Raw genomic sequence first — 22,111 nt, forward strand, 5'->3', positions numbered from 1 at the left:
TGTCTACGAAAGGCTGGCCGGTCCAATAGGGTCTGAAATCGCAGTTCCGCCCAAAATTACTCAGATGATTTCCATACGCATACTCAGGGATTGTGTATTGCCACTTTGAACTATCTGGAAGCGTCACATATTGCAGATCTTCCCTCCCCCCATCGTGGCGTATGAGTAGCGCCACGTGCGTCCCCCAGATACTACTTCCGCGAGTTTTCCGTTCGCACCATAGGTAAGACGGATTTCTGCGCCGTCCGATGCCAGCATCCTGGTTAGATGGGTTGGATTTACTGGGTCATATTCATAAATGACCGAGTTCCCGTATTTGTCTATAGCCTTCGTCGCCAGGAAGTACATTTCCTTCCGCGCCTCTGTTGCGAGCGAGGTACTGAAGCTGCTGACATTACGTAAAGCCAACCAGTCAAAGAAGTAACGGGATCCGTCCGGCAATGCTATGACGTATCCCTCTCCTGGGCCATTCTTAAGAGAAGAGAGGCATGAGACTCTCCAGTTGCTTACCGTTGAGAACTTGTAAGTGATGTTGTCGGAGGGCACGACCGATCCGGGAGTCAACGGCCAGATCTTTTCCTTGCCATGCCCTGGGATGTTCGCAGTCATTCCGTACCAGAAATTGTAGGGAAGTATCGGAGGGCTACTAGGAATACTGATGGCTAGCGGAGACAGCGTTCCTCCTGAACAACGGGGCTTTGCTCCTGTATAAAGCCCATCTCGCGTTGGGTATACGCCAACAATGGAAGGAATATCGGGTTTCCAACGGGGTCCCAGGATCATGATCTTCTTATCTGCCTCTCGATCCTGAGTGTCTGAGGAATCCAAATTGTCGGCAAATGGATCCATTGTTCTTCCGAACTGCAATGGCAACTTGACGGATGTATTTGCAACGACATCGACTACGCGAAAGCCAACTCCACCCTCAATGTAGCTGACCTCGTCCCCAAACAGGCCATCGTCCAATGACTCGATCTTGGACTTCCCATTGATGGTTCCGGGATAGTCGTAGTAGTAGGTTGCTTGAGCTGTTGCAGAGAAAGAAGAGAAGGCGAGGACCGCGACTACGCCAAAGCTCAAGAAGATGTGCGCCGGTCCTTGACGCAGAGAAGTGATCTGCATGTACGCCCCCAAAGTGAATTGGACGGCGCAGGCCCTTTTGGGCAGCAGACCATCCTTGTTTCCGCCAAAGGCAGTATCAGATCCACTCACTGCGCCGTCAACCTAGCAATTGGGTAAAGCAGAAACGACCTTAGGAGATTTCAGCCATCCATAATGAAAAAAGGGGGCAGATCTCATGTCTGCCCCCGTACATGTACTTGACCCGCCAGCGACGTGCGTGCCACTGATCACATTCTGCGATCAACCGCCCCCTTTTTCACACTTCACCGCATCGGCATCCGCCGCCGCACCGGCCACCACCTTGATGTTGGTGAAGGCGGCCGAGAACGGGGCGTCGGCGTCGATGGCGAACGGCATGTCGATGCCGCCCAGGTTGGCGCCGCGATCGGCGAAGCAGGACAGCGGCACCTTCACGGTGTGCTTGTCGCCGGGCTTGTAGCCGGCCAGCTGCGGAGCCAGATCGATGCCGTCGCCACAACCCTGCGTGCAACCGAAGCGCAGCGTGACCTTGCCCTTCGGTGCCTGCGCGAGCTTGATGTCGAACAGCAGCGCGCCCTTGTCCTGCGCGATCGACGCCATGCTGGTGCCGCCCGGGCTGCGCGCATAAAAGCGCGCCGGTGCCAGCCAGGTGACTTCCTTGGCGTCCTGCTGGGTATTGACCTGCACCGTGCGCACGCGCAGCGCCGGCTTGTCCTGCGGCCACTCGATGGTCTGGTTGAGATCGGCACCGAGCGCGCGATCCTGGCCCGCCGCCGACAGGTGCAGCGCGTAGGGCGCGGCATCGGCGAGGTTGAACACCGCCACCGTGGTGGCTTCGCCACAGGTCGCGGGCGCGGCTTCCGCCAGCTTGGCAACCTGGCCGGGCTTGGCGTACGACAGACCGTAGCCGAGTCCGAATTGCGCGGGCTTCTTCGGATCCGGATGGTTCGACGGCGCCGGGCACGCATCACCCGGCCACGGGAAGGTCAGGCGGCCACGGAAGTCATGCGCCGGCTTGCCGTCCGCACCGGCGAACAGCACGTCGGCCACGCCCTTGCCTTCGGTGCCAGGCAGCCACGCGGCGACGAACGCGCTCGACAGGTTGATCAGATCGTTGACATACAGCGGACGCCCGGACAGGAACACTGTCACGACCGGCTTGCCGGTGGCGGCGGCGGACTTCAACACCGCCAGATCCTCGGGGCTGCGCTGGCTGTGGGCGACGGTCTGGTACGGCAGGATGTCGCCCATCATCTCGGCGTACGGCGTTTCGCCGATCACCGCAATGACGGTGTCGAAGCTGGCCGGATCCACGCCTTCGGCCGATTCGCGCACGGTCACGTTGCCTTCGCCGACCGCTTCTCGGATGCCGGCCAGCAGCGTGTCCGCGTTCGGGTAATCGGCGTTGGTGTTGTCGGTGCCCTGCCAGGTCAGCGACCAGCCACCGGCCTGGTTCGGCACGCTGTCAGCGTTCTTGCCGACGACCAGCACGCGCTGGTTGCGCTTGAGCGGCAGCGCGGCGTTCTCGTTCTTCAGCAGCACCAGCGACTCGCGTACCGCCTGGCGGGCCAGTTCGCGGTGCTGCAGCGATTCCGGCTTGCCGGCATGCGGGCTGTCGGACGGCTTGCGCTCGAACAGGCCGGCACGCAGCTTGACCCGCAGGATGCGGGTGACGGCGTCGTCGATGCGGGCCAGCGGAATCTCGCCGCTCTCGACCTGCTGGAGGGTGTTGGCGATGAAAGCCTTCCAGTCGTCCGGCACCATGATCATGTCCATGCCGGCGTTGATCGAAGCGGCGCAGCTGGCGTTGCTGCAGCCCGGCACCTGGCCGATGCCGTTCCAGTCGGACACGACGAAACCGTCGAAGCCCATCTTCTCCTTCAGCGCGCCGGTCAGCAGGTCCTTCGTTCCATGCATCTTGCCGTAGTCCTTGCCGGCGGCGACGTCATTCCAGCTGTTGTAGGACGCCATCACCGTCTGCACACCGGCTTCGATGGCGCCGTAGTAACCCTGGCCGTGGACGTTGATCATGTCGGCCAGCGGCACGGTCGAATTACCCTGGTCCTTGCCGTTGTCGGTGGCACCGTCGCCGATGAAATGCTTGGCGGTGGCGACCACGTCGCCGTCGCCCTTGAGCGTGCCCTGCATGCCCTTGACGTAGGCCGCGCCGTATTCGCGGATCAGCGCCGGCTCGGAGGAGTAACTCTCGTAGGTGCGGCCCCAGCGCGCGTTCTGCGCGACCGCCACGGTCGGCGCGAATGCCCAGCCGATGCCGGTGGCACGGGTGGACTGCGCGGTGGCCGCGCCGATCTTCTCGATCAGCGCCGGGTCATGCGCCGCGCCCAGGCCGATGTTGTGCGGGAAGATGGTCGCGCCGAACACGTTGCTGTGACCATGCACGGCGTCGGTACCCCAGATGATCGGCACCGGGATCTTTGCATCCGTGCTCATCGAAGCCGCGTAGTAGGCATCGGCCAGCGCCAGCCAATCCTTCACGTCGGCATGCTTGTTCTTGCCCGGCCAGGAACCGCCGCCATTGAGCACCGAGCCGATGTAGTACTTGCGGACTTCCTCCGGCGTAATCGACTTGATCTCCGCCTGGGTCATCTGGCCGACCTTCTGGGCCAGGGTCATCGATGCCAGGATTTCCTTGATACGCGCTTCCAGGGCCGGATCCTGCGCCACGGCGCTGGTCAGGCGTGGCCAGTCGGCCAGCTGTTCGCTCGGCTTCACTGCTCCGGTAGCCTGTTGTGTAGTTGGCTCCTGCTTTCCGGTGCAGGAAAGGCAGGCCATCAGGCTGGCGCCCAGCAAGGTCATACGGATCGGATTCACTGGCATCTCCCTTGGTTGCGGTCGCCAAGGATCTATCCGTGGCGATTCTTTATCGGTGGTGCTCGGGCTTCAAATGACGCAGGGACGGCGGAGTGTGCTCCATCGTCCCTGCGTCTATTCAACTCAAACGACTTTTCTTTCCATCGGGCCTTACAGGTTGTACCGGAAACCCAACATGTACTGACGGCCGTACTCGGTGTATTCCTCGGGGAAGAACAAACCGGTCCCGGTGCTTTCGCTGACCTGCGTGCGGAACGGCTCGTTGTTCAAGTTGTTGACCTGAAGCAGCAGCGACAGGCCGCTGAGCTTGCTGGTTTCCGGGAACTCATAGCCAAACTGCAGGTCCAGCACCCGCTCGCTCAGGGTGAATCTGTACTGGCGTTGGCCGAACAGGGCGCTGTACTCGCCACGATACCGGTCTCGATAACGTTGGCTCAGGCGCGCGGAGAATCCGTGCTTCTCGTAGTAGACCGTGGCGTTGGCTACGATCTTCGATAGACCCGGAATGGTATCCGTGCCCACCGAGTTGTCGCCCGGGTCTGGATCAATGGAGGACTCGGTGTAGGACGCATTGAGCAGGGCGCCAAATCCTTCGAGCACCGGATGGATCGCTTCGCCGGTGATCGCTCCACTAAGCTCCACGCCACGCATGTAGCCCCCCGTGCCGTTGGCCCAGGTGCTGTAGTTGCCGAAGTTGGAAACCGGTGTCTTGCCGTCGGGGTCATACCCGCTGAAGTCCCACTGCGGGAAGTTCTGCCGATAGATATAGGTTTCCAGATCCTTGTAGAACACTGCCAGGCCGACATAGCTGCCTTCGCCGAAGTAGCGCTCGAGCGACAGGTCGTAGGCATTAGCCCGGTAAGGCTCGAGCTTCGGATTGCCGCCGCTTCCCGACCACAAGGCGGGACTCGAATCGCTGACCGAGGCGCTGCTATCCGCGCTTAGATAATTGATGGGCGGACGCATGAGCGTCTTGGCCGCACCGAAACGGAGCATCCAACCCCCGCCGAAATCCGCCACGAGATTCATGCTCGGCAGGATGTCGCCATAGCTGGTGCCGAGAGTTTGCGCTGCGACAATCGCATTGTTGTTTGCATTGAAGCCCGTGGAGGATTGCTCGGAGCGTATGTACTGGACACCGACGTTTCCGCGCAGACGGATTTTGTCGGTCAGATCCATGTCCAGGTTCGCCTTGGCATAGAAGGTCTTGATCGTCTCCTCGACGGTAAAGTCCTTGCGCAGGTCATCGTTGCTCTCGCTGACATAGACATCGTAGTAGCGATTGAGCAGATTGCGTGGGTTGAAGCTCAAGATGTTGCCCATCCCCACGAACCCAAGTGATGTCGGCGAGTAGAGCAGCGAGGGGTCGACCAGCGTCGGCGTCCTGCCATTGGGCAGATCGGCGAAGAAAACCGTGGCGACCTTTTCCTTGGTACGACGATTGTAGTTGAAGCCTACGTCGAAACTCCTCAGGAAATCCGAGGACTCCACCAGCCGATTGAGTTCCACGCGTCCAGCCTTGATGGTGTCCTTCTGGAAAGAATCCTCCATGCGTCCGTCATGGCCCCAGCCCTGTGGGTCCCACAGGTACACGGCACCCGGGTCCGCCATGTCCGGAAGTCCATAGTGCGCGAAGCCGGGATCGGTACGCAGGTTGAAGTCAACGCTCTGGCCACCGAGACGACCCGCATAGAGTTCCAGCACTGACTGATCACGCTCTGCACGCGAATAGCTCAAATCCGTCTTCAGGGTATAGATATCGCCCCAGTTGAACGTATTCGCCCATCCTGCTGAGAACAGCTTGTCCTCACGCTGGTTGCTGTCGTTGCGCACGGCGGGGCGCACGCCGTTGAGCGTGCCGCTGGTGACAACATCCCGGCCCTGGTACTGGCTGGTGCTGGCATTGCTGTAACTGACACCCCCATTCTGGAACCAGGGATCGTTGTTCCACATGACACCATGCATCACTTCGTCCTGCTCGAACTTCGAGTAATACATGTCGAGGATGCTGTGGAAGTTCTCGTTGGGCTTGAATTCCAGCACGCCCATCACGCCGTCGCGCTGGAGGTCGCGGGACTTCACCCAGCCTTCCGATCCCTGCAGCGCGATCGCGTTGGCCGGACGGCCCGGCTGTGGCGGATCGCCCCAATCGACCGCATCCATGTCCGCCCACCACCACGCTTTGTAGTGTTTTTCCTGGAAGGGCGAGTTGATGCGTGCAACGCCCAGCGCAACACCGATCGTGTCATTGGCGAACTGATCCACGTATGACGCGCTGGCGCGGTAGCCGCGATCCTCACCATCCGAGCTCAGATCGCCGAACGAGTTCGCCTCATACTGGCCACCGAATACGATGCGACGCTCACCCAGACTGAGCGGGCGGACCGTCTGCAGATCGACGGTGCCGGACAGGCCTTGTCCAATCAGTCCCGCATCCGGGGTCTTGTAAACGACGACGGAATTGATCAGCTCGGCCGGGTACTGGTCGAATTCGACACCGCGACTGTCGCCGGTGCTGACCTGTTCGCGACCGTTGAGCAGGGTGCCTGCAAACTGTTCCGACATGCCGCGGATGTTGATGACCTGGGAACGGCCATCCACGCGCTGCGTCGCCAGGCCAGGCAGACGGGAGATCGAGTCGGCGATGCTGATGTCGGGCAGTTTGCCAATGTCCTCGGCGGAAATGGCCTCGACAATCGAGGTGGATTCGTTCTTGATCTCCACCGCTTTTGTGACGGCGGCGCGGATACCCGTGACCTGCACGGTATCCAGGGTGTCGACGTCGGGGTTCTGCTGCGCAGGCGCGGTCTGACCCTGCTGCGCATCCTGGGCATGGACCGCGAAGGTGGACACGAGCGCCAGCGCGCAGGCGGAGGCAAGCAGTTGCTTGCGGGGGACGAAGCGAAGTTGGGAGCCGGCGGCTCCCCGAGCGTGTGCCTGGTGTGTCATGCGGCCCTCTCCAGCCTGTATTGACAGCGCTGTCATACTGTCGCTCAATGCGACTTGTCAATATCGCGTTACGCGAGCTGGCGGCAACTGCCGTCGTTGTTGGCGCAGGGCGCGGGATACGTGGCGGCATCGCTGCAGCGCAGCATTGGAAATGCGCGGAAACATGGCGTTTTTTTCGCCACCGCGAACCGAGGGAGAGTTCCATTGAAAACGACCATCCGCTGGCGCATGCCATTCACCTTGTCCGTTCTGTTCGCGGCGATGTTCGCCGGCGCGGCCGGTACCGCGCACGCAGGGCCACGGGCGCAGGTGTGGATCACCACCTCCGACCATCGGCAGGCGATGCAGGCGCAGGCGCCGGTGGAGTTCGGCGACGACTCCGATCGGCGGACCCACATCGAAGTAGATCCGGAGCAGCGCTTCCAGCGCATGGTCGGTTTCGGCGCCTCCATCACCGATTCCTCCGCCTGGTTGATCCAGCACCGCATGTCGCCGGCTCAACGCGATGCGCTGCTGCGCGAGCTGTTTGGCCGGGACAACGGCGGGCTCGGCCTGAGTTTCACCCGCCTGACCATTGGCGCCTCCGACTTCTCGCGCCACCACTACAGCCTGGACGATCCGCCGGGCAACCAGCCGGACCCGGAGCTCAAGCACTTCAGCATCGAACCGAATCGCGGCGACGTGGTGCCGGTGACCCGCGCCGCCCTGGCGATCAATCCGCGGTTGCAGGTGATGGCCTCGCCCTGGAGCGCGCCGGCGTGGATGAAATCCAACAACAGCCTGATCCAGGGCACGCTGCGGCCGGAGTACTACGATGCCTTCGCCCGCTACCTGCTCAAGTTCGTCGACGCCTACGCGGCCGAGGGCATCCCGATCTTCGCCCTCACCGTGCAGAACGAGCCGGATTTCGAACCCAAGGACTACCCCGGCATGCGCCTCAATGCGCCGGCGCGGGCGCGCTTCATCGGCGATCACCTGGGACCGTTGCTGGCGAAGCGCAGGAACGCTCCGCAGATCTTCGACTGGGACCACAACTGGGACAAGCCGCAGGAGCCGCTGGGCGTGCTGAACGATCCGGCCGCCGGCAAGTACGTGTCGGCGGTCGCCTGGCATTGCTACGGCGGTGCGGTGGACGCGCAGACCCCGGTCCATGAAGCCTTTCCCGACAAGGACGCCTACCTGACCGAATGCTCCGGCGGCGACTGGGAACCGATCATCAGCGGTGGCCTGACCCTGCAGGCGCGTGGACAGGTCATCGGCGCGACGCGCAACTGGGCCCGTGGCGTGCTGTTCTGGAACCTGGCGCTGGATCAGGATGGCGGCCCGCACGCCGGCGGCTGCGATACCTGCCGCGGCGTGGTCACCATCGACTCGCGCACCGGCGAGGTCAGTCGCACCGACGAGTACTACGCCCTGGCCCATGCCAGCCGCTTCGTGCGGCCGGGCGCTTCCAGGATCGCGTCCGACGGCGAGGGCGGCGATCTGGATCACGTGGCGTTCCGCAACGAGGACGATGGCTCGCTGGTGCTGGTGGTGACCAATTCCGCCAACCGTACCCGCCGCTTTTCGATTGGGCAGGGCGGTCAGACCCTGCGCTACGCCCTGCCGGCGCGCAGCCTGGCGACCTTCGTTTGGACGCCGGGGGCGCCGTGACGCAGCGCGCAAGGCCGACGCCGCGCGCTCTGGCAGAATGACGCCCTGGAAGAGGTGAAGGAACCCCAGCGCCATGCGCATTCGGATTGAGGACGTGGCCGCCGCCGCCGGTGTTTCGATGAAGACGGTATCGCGCGTGCTCAACCACGAGCCGAACGTGCGCGAGGAGACCCGGCGCCGGGTCGAGGATGTCGTCGCCCGTTTGCAGTACCGTCCCAACCCGTCGGCGCGCAGCCTGGCCGGCCAGCGGTCCTACGTGGTGGCGCTGGCCTACGACAACCCGTCGCGCAACTACCTGATGGAAATCCAGAGCGGCGTGCTGGAAGCCTGCCGTGCCCAGCACTACACCCTGGTGCTGGCGCCGGTGACCTTCGGCCAGCGCGGCTACACCGCCGACATAACCTCGCTGGTCGAACATTTCGGCCTGGACGGGGTGCTGCTGATCCCGCCACTGACCGACGACAAGGCGCTGCTGGCGCAGCTGGAGGAACACGAGATCCCGTTCGCCAGCATTTCCCCGCGTGTGCGCCGTGGCCGTATTGGAGTGACCGTGGACGAGCACGCCGCTGTCTGTGACCTGGTGGCCGAACTGGTCGCCCTCGGCCATCGCCGTATCGGCCACATCAAGGGCCACAAGGCGCATGGTGCCTGCGCCTGGCGTTTCGCCGGCTATCGCGACGCGCTGGAACGCGCCGGCATCGACTTCGATCCGGACCTGGTGGTGGAAGGCGAGTTCACCTACGAATCCGGCGTGCATGGCGCCAACCAGCTGCTGGATCTGAAGGATCCGCCGACCGCCATCTTCGCCGCCAACGACGACACCGCCGCCGGAGTGATCCGGGTCGCGGGCCTGCGCGGGCTGAGCGTGCCACGCGATCTGTCGGTCTGCGGCTTCGACGACACGCCGATCTCGCGCCACATTTTTCCGGCCCTGACCACGGTCCGCCAGCCAACCCGCGACATGGGCCGGGTGGCGACCCTGGAACTGCTCAACAGCATCCGCGATCCCGATGCGGGCCGGATGGTGCCGATCCAGTACTCCCTGGAACTGCGCGAATCCATCGCCCCGCCCCGCCGCAAGCGATGACGTGGAGCGGAGCTCGCTCCGCTGCTCTTCGCACCATCTCCAGCCGAGCAAGCTCGGCTCTACACGTAGAGCGGAGCTCGCTCCGCTGCTCTTCGCGCCATCCCCTAGCCGAGCAAGATCGGCTCTACATGTAGAGCGGAGCTCGCTCCGCTGCTTCTCGCGCCGTTCCGAGCCAGGCAAGCGCGCGCCTGCGGATCACCAGAAGATCGTGTACAGGGCGAACAGGATGATGATCACGCCTACCGCGCCGATGTTGAACACGCCCGGGGTGCGGTAGTCCACATCGTCGGTGCGGATGAAATCCTTGCCTTCGGCCCGCGCGGTGGCCAGCGACACCACCACCGCCAGCACCAGCGCGGCCAGGAACACGATGCCGACCCGGTCCATGAACGGCAACAGGTAGACGCCGGTCTTCTGTGCCCAGAAGAAGGCCGCCGACAGCAGCACCGAACCCAGCGCCGCGGCCAGCGCGCCGGCCTCGTTGGCGCGCTTCCAGAACAGGCCGAGCACGAAGATCACCACGATGCCCGGAGTGAAGAAACCGGTGAATTCCTGGATGAACTGGAAACCCTGGTCGAAGCTGCCCAGCAGCGGCTTGGCCGCCAGGATGCCCAGCAGCACGGCGACGGCGGCGGCGATGCGGCCGACCTTCACCTGGCGCGCCTCGCTCGGCTTGCTCTTGGACTTGGCGTAGAAGTCGAGGGTGAAGATGGTCGCCACCGAATTGATCTTGGAAGCCAGCGACGCGACGATCGCCGCCACCAGCGCGGCGAACACCAGGCCGAGGATGCCGGTGGGCAGCAGGCGCATCATCGTCGGATAGGCCTGGTCAGGTTTCTCCAGTCCCGGCGCCAGCACCACCGCGGCGATGCCCGGCAGCACCACGATCACCGGCATCAGCAGCTTGAGGAAGGCGGCGAACAGCACGCCCTTCTGCGCCTCGGCGATGTCCTTGGCGGCCAGCGCGCGCTGGATGATGTACTGGTTGAAGCCCCAGTAGCTGACGTTCATGATCCACATGCCGCCGATCAGCACGCTGATGCCGGGCAGATCCTTGTAGAAGGGGTTGTCCTTGCCGAGGATCATCTCGAAGTGCTCGGGATGCTGCGACCACAGCTTCTGGAAGCCGGCGACGACGCCCGCGCCTTCGCCGATGTGGCTCAGGGTCAGGCCGGCGACCAGCAGCCCGCCCAGCACCAGCAGCGACACCTGCACGATGTCGGTCAGCGCTACCGCCTTCAGCCCGCCGTATAGCTGGTACACCAGCGCGAACACGCCCAGCAGGGTCAGCGCCAGCATCTGATCCATGCCGGTCACCTGGCTGACCGCGATCGAACCCAGCCACATGATCGAGGTCAGGTTGACGAACACGTACAGCAGCAGCCAGAACACTGCCATCAGGGTGCGGATGCGGGTGCCGTAACGCTGCTCCAGGAACTGCGGCATGGTGTAGATGCCGTTGCGCAGGAACACCGGCAGGAAGAACTTGCCGACGATCAGCAGGGTCAGTGCCGCCATCCACTCGTAGGAGGCGATGGCCAGGCCGATGGCGTAGCCGGAACCGGACATGCCGATGATCTGCTCGGCGGAAATGTTCGCGGCGATCAGCGACGCGCCAATCGCCCACCATGGCAGCGACTTGCTGGCCAGGAAGTAGTCCTTGGCGTCCTTCTGGTGGCCGCCCTTCTCGCGGGACACCCACTGGGCCAGGATGAAGATGCCGGCCAGATAGACCAGGACGATGCCGATATCGAGTGCGGACAGTTCCACTACGGGCTCCCGTGGTAATGGATGGCGCATCGTCGCGCATCGGGATCCGTGGAAACACGCGCGCTGTCGCACGATGCGCGGCCAGTCGCGGCTCCATGGGATCCACCCGGCGGACGACAGGCGGAATCGCGGCATCACACGCCGGCAAGCACAAGGTTTCCCGCCGCTGATGACAGCGCTGTCAGCTTACGCAACGGGATCGTGTTTGCATCGTGCGATGCACCAATCCGGTGATTGGTATTTCTTTGGTGGTGAGGCAGGTCGGTTTAGATCGGTACAAACCCACTCGCGATGAAAGCGGCACCCCGCCGCGGCGCGGCCGGATGCGCGAGGTGCCCGGAAGGCTCGTTCGCTACCCGTGGGCCTTGGCGCAGGCCAACACGTGGTTGTAGTCGCTGGACATGCAGCGATAGAACTCCCGGCGCTCGCCGGTCGCGCCTTCACAGTCGGCGAGCGTCAAGCCCTCCAGCTGCGTCCTCAACGGCGCCGCCATGCGATCGAAATCCGCACGGGCCAGGTAGCCACCATCGAGATTGCGCTGGCCGACTTCCAGCATGGTCTCCACGCCCGAGCGCGCGTTCTCCACCGCCCTGGCGCAGGACAGCTCATTGTCTGCGTCCCGCACCTGCAGGAGTTGCCGGGTGATCGCGTCGACATCCTCCCGCACCCGCGGCGGCAGCTCGCGCGTCGCCGTGGTTTGCTCGGGCGAATCCGGCGTGGCGATGGCGGCGGCGCACGCCGTCAGCAGCCAGGCCCCGGCCGTCAGCACCGATGCACGGCGTTTCCCGTTCCCTTCCATGGCATCCCCGTCCCCTCGTTCGAGGGGCGCGAGTATAGCCGCGTCAGCGCGGCCGCAGTCGCTCGTCATCCAGGCGCAGGTTCTTGCGCAACGATTCGCGCAAGGCCGCATCCGGCGGCAACGGCGCGCGTCCGCCCAGGTGCCGGTGCAGCATGGTCTCGACTAGATAGAGATAGGCTTCGCGGGTGACCGGATTGACCAGTTGGTGGCGTCCCTCGGCATCGACGAACAAGGTGACGTCCTTGCCCATCGATTGCAGTTGCGCGGCGTAATGCAGCACGCTGCGGATCGGCACGCGTTCGTCGTCCGCGCCGGCCAGCAACAGCACGGGCCTGCGCAGCGAGGCGGCATTGGCGATCGGCGACTGCGCGCGCAGGCGTTCCATCACGCCGGCATCGGCCGGATCCAGCGACAGCATCCGCATGGTCGCGGCCATCGGCACGCCGCGGGTCATCTGGTCGCACCCGCGCGCGTACCAGCGCAGCACCCAGCCGAAGTCCGCCGGCGGCACCGCGGCGATGCCGACCTTGAATAGATCCGGCTGGAAGGTCACGCCCTGCAGCGCCGAGTAGCCGCCAAAGGAGGCGCCGAGGATGCCGACGCGCTGGCCGTCGCCTATGCCCTGGGCAAGCAGGTGGCGCACGCCTTCCACGATGTCCTGCTGGACCCGGCCGTTGCCGAAGTCGCCATTGCCGGCGAACAGGTAACGGCGACCGTGTCCGGTGGATCCGCGGAAGTTCGGTTCGAACACCACGTAGCCACGATTGGCGAGCATCTGCGATTGCCCGCCGAACTCAGGCCGGAACAGGTTGAACGGACCGCCGTGGACGTTGGCCACCAGCGGCGCGCGCGCGGGATCCACGCCGGGCGGCACCAGCACGAAGCCATGCACGCGCATGCCGTCGGACGCGCGCCAGCTGAAGGCGATCTTGCGCGCCATCGCCGACTCGGGAAGCCGCCGGACCGGCGTGCGGTCGTGGCGGAAACCCAGATCCCCCAGCACTTCGCGCAGCAGGCCGTCGCGCGGGTCGAACAGGTACAGGCGTTCGCCCTTCAGGGAGGCGGCGCGCTCGTGCACCAGCCAGCGCGCGGCGGGACCGCGCCCGACCTCGATGCGCAGGTCGCGGTGCGGAAGGCGTTGCTGGAGCAAGGCGAGGGATCGCGCCGCCTCCGCCTGCAGGCCATAGGCCATGGCGTCGGTGCTGCGATAGGACGCGAACAGGGGTTCGCGGGTCACCGGATCCAGGGTCACCTGCGCCAGATCGGCTTCATTGCGCGGGTCGGCATGCAGCGTGCGCAGTTTTCCCTGCGCATCCAGGCGCGCCAGTCGGCCGAGATCACCGTCGGCATCCGTGTTGAGCAGGAGATCGCGTCCCTGCTCCAGCGTGCCCAGCATGGAGCAGCGCTGCAATCGCTCGCAGCGCAGCACCGGTCGCGCGCGCCCCTGCTCCACGCGCAGGATGACGTGCGCCTCGCCTTCCACCCGGGCCATCCAGGCCAGCCTACCCAGCGGATCCACTTCGAAATCGATGATTTCCCGCGCGTCCTCGTGCACCAGCGTCTGCTTGCCCTGCACGTCCACGCGCTGGATCCGCCAGCGCCTGGGCTGGCGCGTGATCGCGGGGGGACTCTCCATCACGAAGGCCGCGGCGGGCGACGCGGGATCCACGGCGACAAAGCGGCGCTCGAAGGTCCCACCCAGGCGATCGATCGCCCCGGAGCCGGACTGCCCCGCCACCGCCAGCGCGAACAGCTGGCGGGAGGACGCCAGGAACAGCCAGCGGCTGTCGCGCGACCACGACAGTTCGTCCGCGTCGGTGTGCGCGAGCACCCGCTTCGGCGTACCGCCCGCGGTTGGCAGCAGCCACACGCCCCGGTTGGCACCCTCATCCTTGAGGAAGGCGACCTGTTTTCCATCCGGCGAAAGCCAGGCGCCAATCAGGATGGGACGGGCGATGAAGTCGATCCGCGCGAACATCGGCGCGGCGGGCCGCGCGCGTTCGGCGGCGACGGCGGCGCGCAGCGCGGCGTCCTCGTCGGCACGGGCGGGCGCGCACAGCGTCGCGAGAATCATCAACCATGCGAACCGGCAACGAGGGCGGAACGGCAAGTCGGACGCGCGCGCGACCGGCGCCGCCAGCGGCAGCGATGACAAGCTCATCAGCATTCTCCTGTATCCGGCCGTCGAGACGGCCGGAGAACGATACGGTTCAGGCCAGCGCGGGTTGCGCCACCAGTTGCGGTTGCAGCACTTCGCGGCGCGGGTGGATCAGCCGCAGGCTCATCAACGCCGGCAGGCTGAGCACGCCGCAGGCGACGATCCAGGCAATCCGTGCGGGCATGGACAGATCGGTCTTCCGCGTCCACCACACCGCGCCCAGCAGCGACAGCAGCATGAGCACGCCAGCGATGACGGCCACCTGGCGAGGCACCGGCGGGCGCGCGGTGTCGTCGGTGATCTGGTAACCCGCGAACAGCCGGCGTGCGGCGCGCTGCAATTCATAGATCACCGGCGCGGGGAACCAGTTCTGGTAGCGCCACAGCGCGGGGAAACCGCTCTTGAGATCCCGTCGCATGATCGGCATGGCCCTGCCCTGATCGTCGATTCGCGTCATCTGCTGGTAGGGCAGCGCACCCTCTGCGTTATGGGCACTGCGACTGAACAGGAACGACACCAGGTAACCGTCCAGCAGTTCGATCGCATCGGCGCGGTACAGATCGCCGACCTTGCCCGGAATGGCCAGGCGCTGGCGCGGCGTGAGCATGCCGTCGCTGGCCGCGAGGTCGCGTCCGTCATAGAAGTACACGGCGCGGTCGCTGAGCAGGGCCAGATCGTCACCCACCCGGTCATAGCCGGTGATCCGCTCCCCCGCCGGCAGCCGCAGGCGCGGCACCACCCGCTTCTGGTCGCTGTCGTACTGGTAAACGCGGGTGGTGCCGATCAGGCTGTTCTCCGGCCCGGGCATTACCGGCTCCGGGAACGGCGCGTCGCCCTCCACGCCGAGTTCGCCGACGCTGCGGTAGTCCACCAGGCTGTAGCCTTCCAGGCGCATGCGATCGTGGCTGAACACCCAGCGGATGCGGTGCTGCTCGTCGTCGAATTCCATCGGCACGATATTGACCAGCTCGTTGCGCACCGGCGTCGCGCGCAGGCCCGGACCAAACGAGAAGACCTCCGAAATCTGCGCCTGTTCCCGCCACAACGGCGCCTGCGGGTCGCGGCTGCCGCGCAGGCCCATCACCATCAGGTCCTTGCCCTCGGCGTTCTCGGACTCCTTCTCGCCGCCAGCGGCCGGCACCGGCGCGTTGTTCGGATGGGAGCCCTGCGCGATCCACAGGAATTCGATACCAAAGCCCACCATCACCAGCGCCAGCCACATCGCCAGTTGCAACGGAACCGCGGTGAAGAAGGTGCGTGGCATGGTGTGGGGCGCCGCGCCGAGATCCGGTTTGAATGCGACCCACACCATTCCCGCCAGCATCGCCAGGGTGATCAGCTGCACCGCGATCGCGCCCAGGCCGGTGGCCTGGCTGAACACCAGCCAGGACAACAGCGCGATTCCGCTGTATCCATAACGGCGGTTGGCCAGCATCGCGTAGGCGCCGGCGAGGTAGGCGCAGACCGCAATCAGCCACGCCGATACGCCGAGCAGCAGATGGCGATGATCGACCACCCGCGCGGTCATGAACTCCTGCCAGCCGGCCAGCAGCCACAGTGGCAGCACGATCGCCACCGCCAGTTGCAGCGCGCCCGCGCCTACCAGCACGGCCGCCAGCTTTCCATGCGGAATCGGCCGGTGCAGCAGGTTCATCCAGGTGTTCGGCTTGCGGTAGCCGCCCATCTGGTAGAGCCCCAGCAGCAGGCCGGTGACGGCGTAGACGCCGGCCAGCACTTCGTAGACCAGCCGTGGTTGCTGGGCCAGATCGACCACCCGGGTCATGAACCCGAGGATCACCAGTTGCAGCACCGCGTAGGCGATCGCCCAGATGCGGAAGCGCTGCATTTCAGCCTTGAACATGTCCCACATGACCGTGTCCTCTCCGTGCGCTCAGTGCTGCCGTTGCGGTTGCGCCGGCGCGGCGTGGTTCTTGGTCAGGAAGCCGTTGACCGCGCGATCCAGGCTGACCGGCATGCTCTGGATCGAGCGCGCGCCGCTGGCGCGCAGGAACTCGGCGAAGTCCTCGTCCTGGTCCAGCACCAGGTAGTGGTGCAGGCCGTCCAGCCGCTGCAGTTGAAGCAGGCCGGGAACGGTCGCCGGATCCGGTCCCTTGAACGGGATGTCCGCCACCCAATGGGTGACCCGCGCGCAGAATTCCTCCGGCGCGGACATGTTCTTCAGCTGGCCGCGTTCCAGGATGATGAGGTTGTCGGCGATGCGCTCGATTTCCTCCATCTGGTGGGAGCAGTAGATCACCGTGCATTGCTCGGCCGCGTTGGAGTACATCAGCGATTCCAGGAACGCGCGCTTGGCGACCACGTCCAGGCCCAGCGTGGGTTCGTCCAGCACCAGCAATTCCGGTCCCTGCGCCAGCGCCAGCGCCAGGTTCAGTCCGGCGCGCTCGCCGCGCGAGAGCTGGGCGACTTTTTGCTCCGGCAGCACGTGGTAATGGCCCAGCACCTCGTCGTAGGCGTGCTGGTTCCAGCGCGGGTACTGGTGCCGCTGCATCGCGGTCACCGCGGCGACCTTCATCCAGCCGGGCAGGGTATGTTCCTCGTTGACGAAGCCGATGCGTGCACGGTCCTCCGGACGCAGCCGCTGGCTGTCGCGGCCGAGGATGCGCGCCTGCCCCACCGTCGGCGGCAGGAAGCCGAGCAGGACGCGGAACAGGGTGGATTTGCCGGCGCCGTTGGCGCCGACGATGGCGTGGATGCGCCCGCGCGGAATGCGCAGGTCGAGGTGGTCCAGCGCCAGCTTGCGCCCGTAGCGCTTGCTCAGCGCGACGGTTTCGATCACGTAGTCGGAAGCGGGAGTGCTCATGGTCGTCCCAGGGTCGGGTAACGGAACGCGGAAGGGGGACGCGCGGATGCGCGTCAGGCGGATTTCCTTTTCGGCGCGATCACGCGCAGTTCCTCGTCCAGCCGCGCCAGCGCGCGATCGGGCGGGTAGTCGAGCGCGATCACTTCATGCACGAACGCCTGCACGGCGTCGTCCATGCGCCGCTCGCGTTCGGCGTCGCTCAGGCGCTGGCGCGGCGTGGCCACGAACAGTCCCAGGCCCTGGCGCGATTCCAGCCAGCCTTCACTGGTTAGTTCGGCGTAGGCCTTGGCGACGGTGTTGGGATTGATCATCAGCTGCTGGGCCAGTCCGCGCACGCTGGGCAACTGCGCACCCGGCTTGAGTTCGGCGGTGGCGATCTTCATCCGCACGCCATCGACGATCTGCTTGCTGATCGGACGCGCGTCGCCGGTGGCGATCTGGATCATCAGGGCCTGGGTACGGGCCATGGAACACCTCAATCAACTGTACTAGTACGAACAGTACAGTTGGCTTGCAAGCGGCGTCAAGCGTCCAGAGGTCATGGTCCGACGAAAGCCCGGATCCGGCGACGAAAACCCCGTCCGCGCGGACGCGCATACCGGAACGGCGTAGGAGCGGCGTCCCGCCGCGAGCCTTTTGCGCGGTCACCCCGGCCATCGCCGTCACCATCGCGATCATCGCAGCCGAGCATCACGCGGAAGATCTCGCGGCCGGAGGCCGCTCCTACCTGGGGTGTGGTAGGCATTCGCGCCACAGGTGACGCCTTGAGGGTGTCAGCGCGTTCCAGTCACGCGGTCAAAAAGCGAGGTAGGAGCGGCGTCCCCGCCGCGAGCCTATTGCGCGGTCACCACAGACATCGCCGTCACCATCGCCATCATCGGAACCGGGCATCGCGCGGAGGAGCTCGCGGCCGGAGGCCGCTCCTACCCGGCGTGTTCGCGGCAGCGGGAGCCGGACGTTATTCGCTCTGCAGTTCGGCGACGAAGTCGTAGGCGTCGCCGCGGTAGTAGGAACGGGTGGATTCGACCACGCGGCCGTCTTCCAGGAAGGCGCGGCGTTCGACCAGCAGTCCCGGGGCGCCGACAGGCAGTTCCAGGTGGCGGGCGGCCTCGTCGTCCAGCGCGACCGCGCGCAGGCGCTGCAAGGCGCGGCGCGGACGGTTGCCGTGCGCGTCGAGCGCCTCGTACAGCGAGGTGGTGACGGTTTCCGGATCCGGCAGCAGCGACAGCGGCACCAGGGTGCGTTCGATCGCGATCGGCGCGCCGTCGACGTGGCGCAGGCGGTACATGCGGACCACGCCGCTGCCCGGCGACAGGTTCAGCGCCATCGATTCTTCCGGTGTCACTTCGCCGACGCTGCGTTCGAGGAATTTCACCTGCGGATTGAGGCCGCGCTCGCGCAAGTCGTCGGTGAAGCTGGTCAGGCGCGAGAACTGGCGCAGGATGCGCTCGGCCACGAAAGTGCCCGCGCCCTGCCGCTGCACCAGCAGGCCGGCTTCGATGAGTCCGGCCAGCGCCTTGCGGATCGTCACGCGGGACAGACCCAGCAGGTTGGCAAGATCGCGTTCGCTGGGCAGGGCCTGGCCCGAGCGCAGCACGCCGGCGTCCATCAGGTTCTGCAGGGCGCGGCGCAGGCGCAGGTAAGCCACGGCGCGGGTGGACTCGCCGGTCTGCAGGCGCTGGTATTCATCGAACAGGGCTTTTTGCATGGCCCTGAACATACCACTCACGTACCAATAAAGGCAATATCAGCCGACAAATGGTTACATTGGCCTGATTCATTGGTCAGCGTGGTAGCCCGGTGGTATTGTTCCTCCCCACCTGACAAGCGAACGAGATGACGACGTGACCGCCAAGACCCTGCCCGTCGACCCTTTCGATCTGGTGATCTTCGGAGGCACCGGCGACCTGGCCCTGCGCAAGCTGCTGCCCGGCCTGCTGCGCCGCTATGCCGACGGCCAGATCCGCGAGGACAGCCGGATCATCGGCGTGGCCCGCGACAAGCAGTCCGACGCCGACTACCGCGCCAAGGTGGGCGACGCCCTGCAGCGCGCGGCCGGCAACGACGAGGCGCTCAAGGCCAAGCTGCCCGCCTTCCTGGAGAAGCTCGGCTACCACGCGCTGGACGCGACCAAGGACGAGGGCTGGGAGGAGTTCGCCAGCGCGCTCAAGGCCCATGGCGACCGCATCCGGGTGTTCTACCTGTCGACCAGTCCCAGCCTGTTCGTGAACCTGTGCGACCGCCTGCGCGCGCACGGCCTCAACGGCGGCCAGTCGCGGGTGGTCATCGAGAAACCGATCGGCCATGACCTGGCCAGCGCGACGGTGATCAACGACGCGGTCGGCAGCGCGTTCGCGGAAAGCCAGATCTTCCGCATCGATCACTACCTGGGCAAGGAAACGGTGCAGAACCTGCTGGCGCTGCGCTTCGCCAACATCCTGTTCGAACCGCTGTGGAACGCCAACCACATCGATCACGTGCAGATCACCGTGGCCGAGACGGTCGGCCTGGAGAAGCGCGCGACCTACTACGACACCTCCGGCGCGCTGCGCGACATGGTCCAGAACCACCTGCTGCAGCTGCTGTGCATGGTGGCGATGGAACCGCCGGCGGCGCTGGAAGCCGACGCGGTGCGCGACGAGAAGCTGAAGGTGCTGCGCTCGCTGCGCCCGATCACCGCCGACGAGATCAGCCACATGACCGTGCGTGGCCAGTACCGCGCCGGCGCGGTCAACGGCATGGCGGTGCCGGGCTACCTGGACGAACTGGGCCGCGAGGACTCGCGCACCGAGACCTTCGTGGCACTGAAGGCGGAAGTGGACAACTGGCGCTGGGCCGGCGTGCCTTTCTACCTGCGCACCGGCAAGCGCCTGCCCGAGCGCGTGTCGGAGATCGTGATTGCGTTCAAGCAGATTCCGCATTCGATCTTCGAGCACGGCGCCGGCCCGGTGATGGGCAACAAGCTGGTCCTGCGCCTGCAGCCGGACGAAGGCGTGAAGCTGTGGCTGATGATCAAGGATCCCGGTCCGGGCGGCCTGCGCCTGCAGCATGTGCCGCTGGACATGAGCTTCGCCGAGGCGTTCGGCGTGCACCAGCCGGAGGCCTACGAGCGCCTGCTGATGGACGTGGTGCGCGGCAACCCGACCCTGTTCATGCGCCGCGACGAGGTCGAGGCGGCATGGAAATGGATCGACCCGATCCTGGGCGCGTGGGAAAACCAGCGCGAGACGCCCAAGCCCTACACCGCCGGTTCGTGGGGACCCAGCGCGGCGGTCGCGCTGGTCGAGCGCGACGGCCGGACCTGGCACGAGGACACGGTGTAAGCGCGTGACCCAGTCCCTCCTCCCCCCCGTCCCGACCGAACTGGTCACCTTCGCCGACAGCGAGGCGCTGGCCGGCGCCCTGGCCGCGGCCGTCGCCGCCGATCTGCGCGCGGGAATCGATGCCCGCGGCGGCGCGCTGCTGGCGCTGTCCGGCGGCACCACACCCAAGCGGTTCATGCAGCGACTGTCGGAACAATCGCTGGACTGGGACAAGGTCACCGTCACCTTGGTCGATGAGCGCTGGGTGGCGCCGGACAACGAACGCTCCAACGCCCGCCTGCTGCGCGAGCACCTGTTGCGGGGCGAGGCCGCGGCGGCGCATTTCCTGCCGCTGTTCCGCGACACCCCGGAGCCGGAGGACGCACTGGCCGAACTGGAACGGCGCTTTGCCAGCCTGCCGCCATCGTTCGACGCGATCGTGCTGGGCATGGGCAGCGACGGCCATACCGCCTCGTTCTTCCCCGGCGGCGATCACCTGGCCGCGGCGCTGGATCCGGCCTCGCCGGCACGCCTGCTGCCGATGCGCGCGCCCGGCGCCGGCGAAGCCCGCATCACCCTGACCCTGCCGGTGCTGCTGGCCGCGCGCCACCTGTACCTGCATATCGAAGGCGCGGAAAAGCGCGCCGTGCTGGATCGCGCCCTCGCGGGCGTTGGCGCCGACGGCCAACTGCCGATCCGCATCGTGCTGGCGCAGGCCGCCACGCCCGTGGTGACTTACCTGACGCCCTGACCCGCCGTCGCGGCGCGGTTGGAATGCCCGCACGCGCCGCGTACAGTAGCCCGCATCGAGAGGATTTCGGGGGCGCCATGCTGGCTCGGTTAGTGAACGTGTTCCGTGGTTTCTTTGCGCAGTTCGTCAAGGGGATGGAAAAGCGCAATCCGGAAGCCCTGCTGGAACTGGAACAGGAAAACCTGCGCAAGCAGATCGGCAGCTACAACCAGAGCCTGGCGACCCATGCCGGCCTGGCCGAGCGCCTGATCGGCCAAGTGCGCAAGCTGGAGAACGAAGAACGCGAGCTGCGCGCGCGCACCACCGCCCACCTGCGCGCGGGCAACCGCGATGCCGCCGCCCAGCACGCCCTGCGCCTGCAGACGGTCAGCCGCGAGTTGCAGGAAAACCGCGACCAGATGGAGCAGGCCGAAGCCACCTACAAGAACCTGGTGAAGGCGCGCGACGTCGCCGTGGCCGCCGCGCGCGCCAAGATCGAGAGCCTGAAGGGCGCCATCAACGACATGCGCATGAAGCACGCGCTGGCGGAAATGAACGAGATGGCCGCCGGCATGGTCACCACGATCGGCGGTTCCGGCGACACCCTCGATCGCCTGCACGAGATGGTCGAGGAAGAGCGCAACAAGGCCGCCGGCCGCGCTCGGGTCGCGCGCGATGCGCTCGACATGAACCAGATCGAGGTCAAGGAAGCCGAGCAGAAGGCGCTGGCCGACCAGGCGCTCGCGGATTTCGCCGCGGCCGAGGGCATTTCCCTGCAGGCCGAACCGGCTGCGACGCCAGCCGCGCCCCGCAGCATGGGCGCCGCCGAGGCTGCCAAACCGGTGTCGGAAAACGACGCGGGCTGATCGCCCCGCCCTTGCCCGGAGGATGGCCGCCATGCAGGCGAAG

At 65.7% G+C, this 22,111-nt stretch carries 15 protein-coding genes; 5 read left to right on the forward strand and 10 right to left on the reverse strand.

The genetic code is table 11. The features are described from left to right. Positions 1-123 precede the first annotated feature (123 nt). The 3 genes from IQ458_RS03815 to IQ458_RS03825 form a co-directional block, all read right to left on the reverse strand. On the reverse strand, positions 124-1,122 hold the full coding sequence (locus tag IQ458_RS03815; protein ID WP_203321969.1) for a hypothetical protein: 999 nt from the start codon (positions 1,120-1,122) through the stop codon (positions 124-126). Between the two features lie 240 nt (positions 1,123-1,362). Next, positions 1,363-3,939, reverse strand: coding sequence for a glycoside hydrolase family 3 protein (locus IQ458_RS03820; RefSeq protein WP_425504629.1), 2,577 nt, complete (start codon positions 3,937-3,939; stop codon positions 1,363-1,365). Between the two features lie 144 nt (positions 3,940-4,083). After that, positions 4,084-6,882 (reverse strand): TonB-dependent receptor, encoded by a 2,799-nt coding sequence (locus IQ458_RS03825; RefSeq protein ID WP_203321970.1) that lies wholly within the window; start codon positions 6,880-6,882, stop codon positions 4,084-4,086. Positions 6,883-7,086: 204 nt separating this feature from the next. On the opposite strand from IQ458_RS03825, the gene IQ458_RS03830 reads away from it, so the two are divergent. Then, positions 7,087-8,535: a glycoside hydrolase family 30 protein gene (locus IQ458_RS03830; RefSeq protein ID WP_235996612.1), complete on the forward strand. Its 1,449-nt coding sequence runs from the start codon at positions 7,087-7,089 to the stop codon at positions 8,533-8,535. 73 nt (positions 8,536-8,608) lie between these two features. Further along, positions 8,609-9,622 carry a LacI family DNA-binding transcriptional regulator gene (locus IQ458_RS03835; protein WP_192198188.1) on the forward strand — a complete coding sequence of 338 codons (1,014 nt, stop codon included), beginning with the start codon at positions 8,609-8,611 and terminating at the stop codon, positions 9,620-9,622. A gap of 195 nt (positions 9,623-9,817) precedes the next feature. On the opposite strand, the gene IQ458_RS03840 is transcribed toward IQ458_RS03835, so the two are convergent. The 7 genes from IQ458_RS03840 to IQ458_RS03870 all read right to left on the reverse strand — a co-directional run bounded on the left by IQ458_RS03840 (position 9,818) and on the right by IQ458_RS03870 (position 18,878). Continuing rightward, positions 9,818-11,392 (reverse strand): sodium/sugar symporter, encoded by a 1,575-nt coding sequence (locus IQ458_RS03840; RefSeq protein ID WP_183640096.1) that lies wholly within the window; start codon positions 11,390-11,392, stop codon positions 9,818-9,820. Positions 11,393-11,744: 352 nt separating this feature from the next. Then, positions 11,745-12,191: a hypothetical protein gene (locus IQ458_RS03845; protein ID WP_203321971.1), complete on the reverse strand. Its 447-nt coding sequence runs from the start codon at positions 12,189-12,191 to the stop codon at positions 11,745-11,747. A 43-nt stretch (positions 12,192-12,234) separates the two neighbouring features. After that, the gene (locus tag IQ458_RS03850) at positions 12,235-14,352 is read right to left on the reverse strand and encodes an alpha/beta hydrolase family protein (RefSeq protein WP_203321972.1); all 2,118 of its coding nucleotides are present in this window, start codon (positions 14,350-14,352) and stop codon (positions 12,235-12,237) included. Between the two features lie 49 nt (positions 14,353-14,401). Next, positions 14,402-16,219: a hypothetical protein gene (locus IQ458_RS03855; RefSeq protein ID WP_203321973.1), complete on the reverse strand. Its 1,818-nt coding sequence runs from the start codon at positions 16,217-16,219 to the stop codon at positions 14,402-14,404. A gap of 21 nt (positions 16,220-16,240) precedes the next feature. Next, positions 16,241-17,170: an ABC transporter ATP-binding protein gene (locus IQ458_RS03860; RefSeq protein ID WP_192198192.1), complete on the reverse strand. Its 930-nt coding sequence runs from the start codon at positions 17,168-17,170 to the stop codon at positions 16,241-16,243. A 53-nt stretch (positions 17,171-17,223) separates the two neighbouring features. After that, a complete protein-coding gene (locus IQ458_RS03865; RefSeq protein ID WP_203321974.1) occupies positions 17,224-17,637 on the reverse strand; it encodes a GntR family transcriptional regulator in 414 nt (137 codons plus the stop codon). A gap of 491 nt (positions 17,638-18,128) precedes the next feature. Then, complete coding sequence (locus IQ458_RS03870) at positions 18,129-18,878, reverse strand: GntR family transcriptional regulator (RefSeq protein WP_183640084.1); 750 nt, start codon at positions 18,876-18,878, stop codon at positions 18,129-18,131. Between the two features lie 136 nt (positions 18,879-19,014). Between IQ458_RS03870 and zwf the strand changes: the two genes are divergently transcribed. The 3 genes from zwf to IQ458_RS03885 all read left to right on the forward strand — a co-directional run bounded on the left by zwf (position 19,015) and on the right by IQ458_RS03885 (position 22,068). Beyond that, a complete protein-coding gene (zwf, locus tag IQ458_RS03875) occupies positions 19,015-20,493 on the forward strand; it encodes a glucose-6-phosphate dehydrogenase (protein WP_183640082.1) in 1,479 nt (492 codons plus the stop codon). Between the two features lie 4 nt (positions 20,494-20,497). Beyond that, complete coding sequence (gene pgl, locus IQ458_RS03880; RefSeq protein ID WP_328805074.1) at positions 20,498-21,223, forward strand: 6-phosphogluconolactonase; 726 nt, start codon at positions 20,498-20,500, stop codon at positions 21,221-21,223. A gap of 77 nt (positions 21,224-21,300) precedes the next feature. Next, complete coding sequence (locus tag IQ458_RS03885) at positions 21,301-22,068, forward strand: PspA/IM30 family protein (protein WP_183640080.1); 768 nt, start codon at positions 21,301-21,303, stop codon at positions 22,066-22,068. The last annotated feature ends 43 nt before the right edge of the window (positions 22,069-22,111 follow it).

The sequence above is a fragment of the Pseudoxanthomonas beigongshangi genome, assembly GCF_016820515.1.
GTDB lineage: Bacteria > Pseudomonadota > Gammaproteobacteria > Xanthomonadales > Xanthomonadaceae > Pseudoxanthomonas_A > Pseudoxanthomonas_A beigongshangi.

What these genes read in the sequence shown, in the direction of transcription:
- IQ458_RS03845 (WP_203321971.1), bottom strand. Translation starts at nt 12,191, where the DNA reads ATGGAAGGGAACGGGAAACGCCGTGCATCGGTGCTGACGGCCGGGGCC.
- IQ458_RS03815 (WP_203321969.1), bottom strand. Translation starts at nt 1,122, where the DNA reads ATGCAGATCACTTCTCTGCGTCAAGGACCGGCGCACATCTTCTTGAGC.
- IQ458_RS03860 (WP_192198192.1), bottom strand. Translation starts at nt 17,170, where the DNA reads ATGAGCACTCCCGCTTCCGACTACGTGATCGAAACCGTCGCGCTGAGC.
- IQ458_RS03855 (WP_203321973.1), bottom strand. Translation starts at nt 16,219, where the DNA reads ATGTGGGACATGTTCAAGGCTGAAATGCAGCGCTTCCGCATCTGGGCG.
- IQ458_RS03825 (WP_203321970.1), bottom strand. Translation starts at nt 6,882, where the DNA reads ATGACACACCAGGCACACGCTCGGGGAGCCGCCGGCTCCCAACTTCGC.
- IQ458_RS03820 (WP_425504629.1), bottom strand. Translation starts at nt 3,939, where the DNA reads ATGCCAGTGAATCCGATCCGTATGACCTTGCTGGGCGCCAGCCTGATG.
- IQ458_RS03870 (WP_183640084.1), bottom strand. Translation starts at nt 18,878, where the DNA reads ATGCAAAAAGCCCTGTTCGATGAATACCAGCGCCTGCAGACCGGCGAG.
- IQ458_RS03835 (WP_192198188.1), top strand. Translation starts at nt 8,609, where the DNA reads ATGCGCATTCGGATTGAGGACGTGGCCGCCGCCGCCGGTGTTTCGATG.
- IQ458_RS03850 (WP_203321972.1), bottom strand. Translation starts at nt 14,352, where the DNA reads ATGAGCTTGTCATCGCTGCCGCTGGCGGCGCCGGTCGCGCGCGCGTCC.
- IQ458_RS03885 (WP_183640080.1), top strand. Translation starts at nt 21,301, where the DNA reads ATGCTGGCTCGGTTAGTGAACGTGTTCCGTGGTTTCTTTGCGCAGTTC.
- IQ458_RS03865 (WP_203321974.1), bottom strand. Translation starts at nt 17,637, where the DNA reads ATGGCCCGTACCCAGGCCCTGATGATCCAGATCGCCACCGGCGACGCG.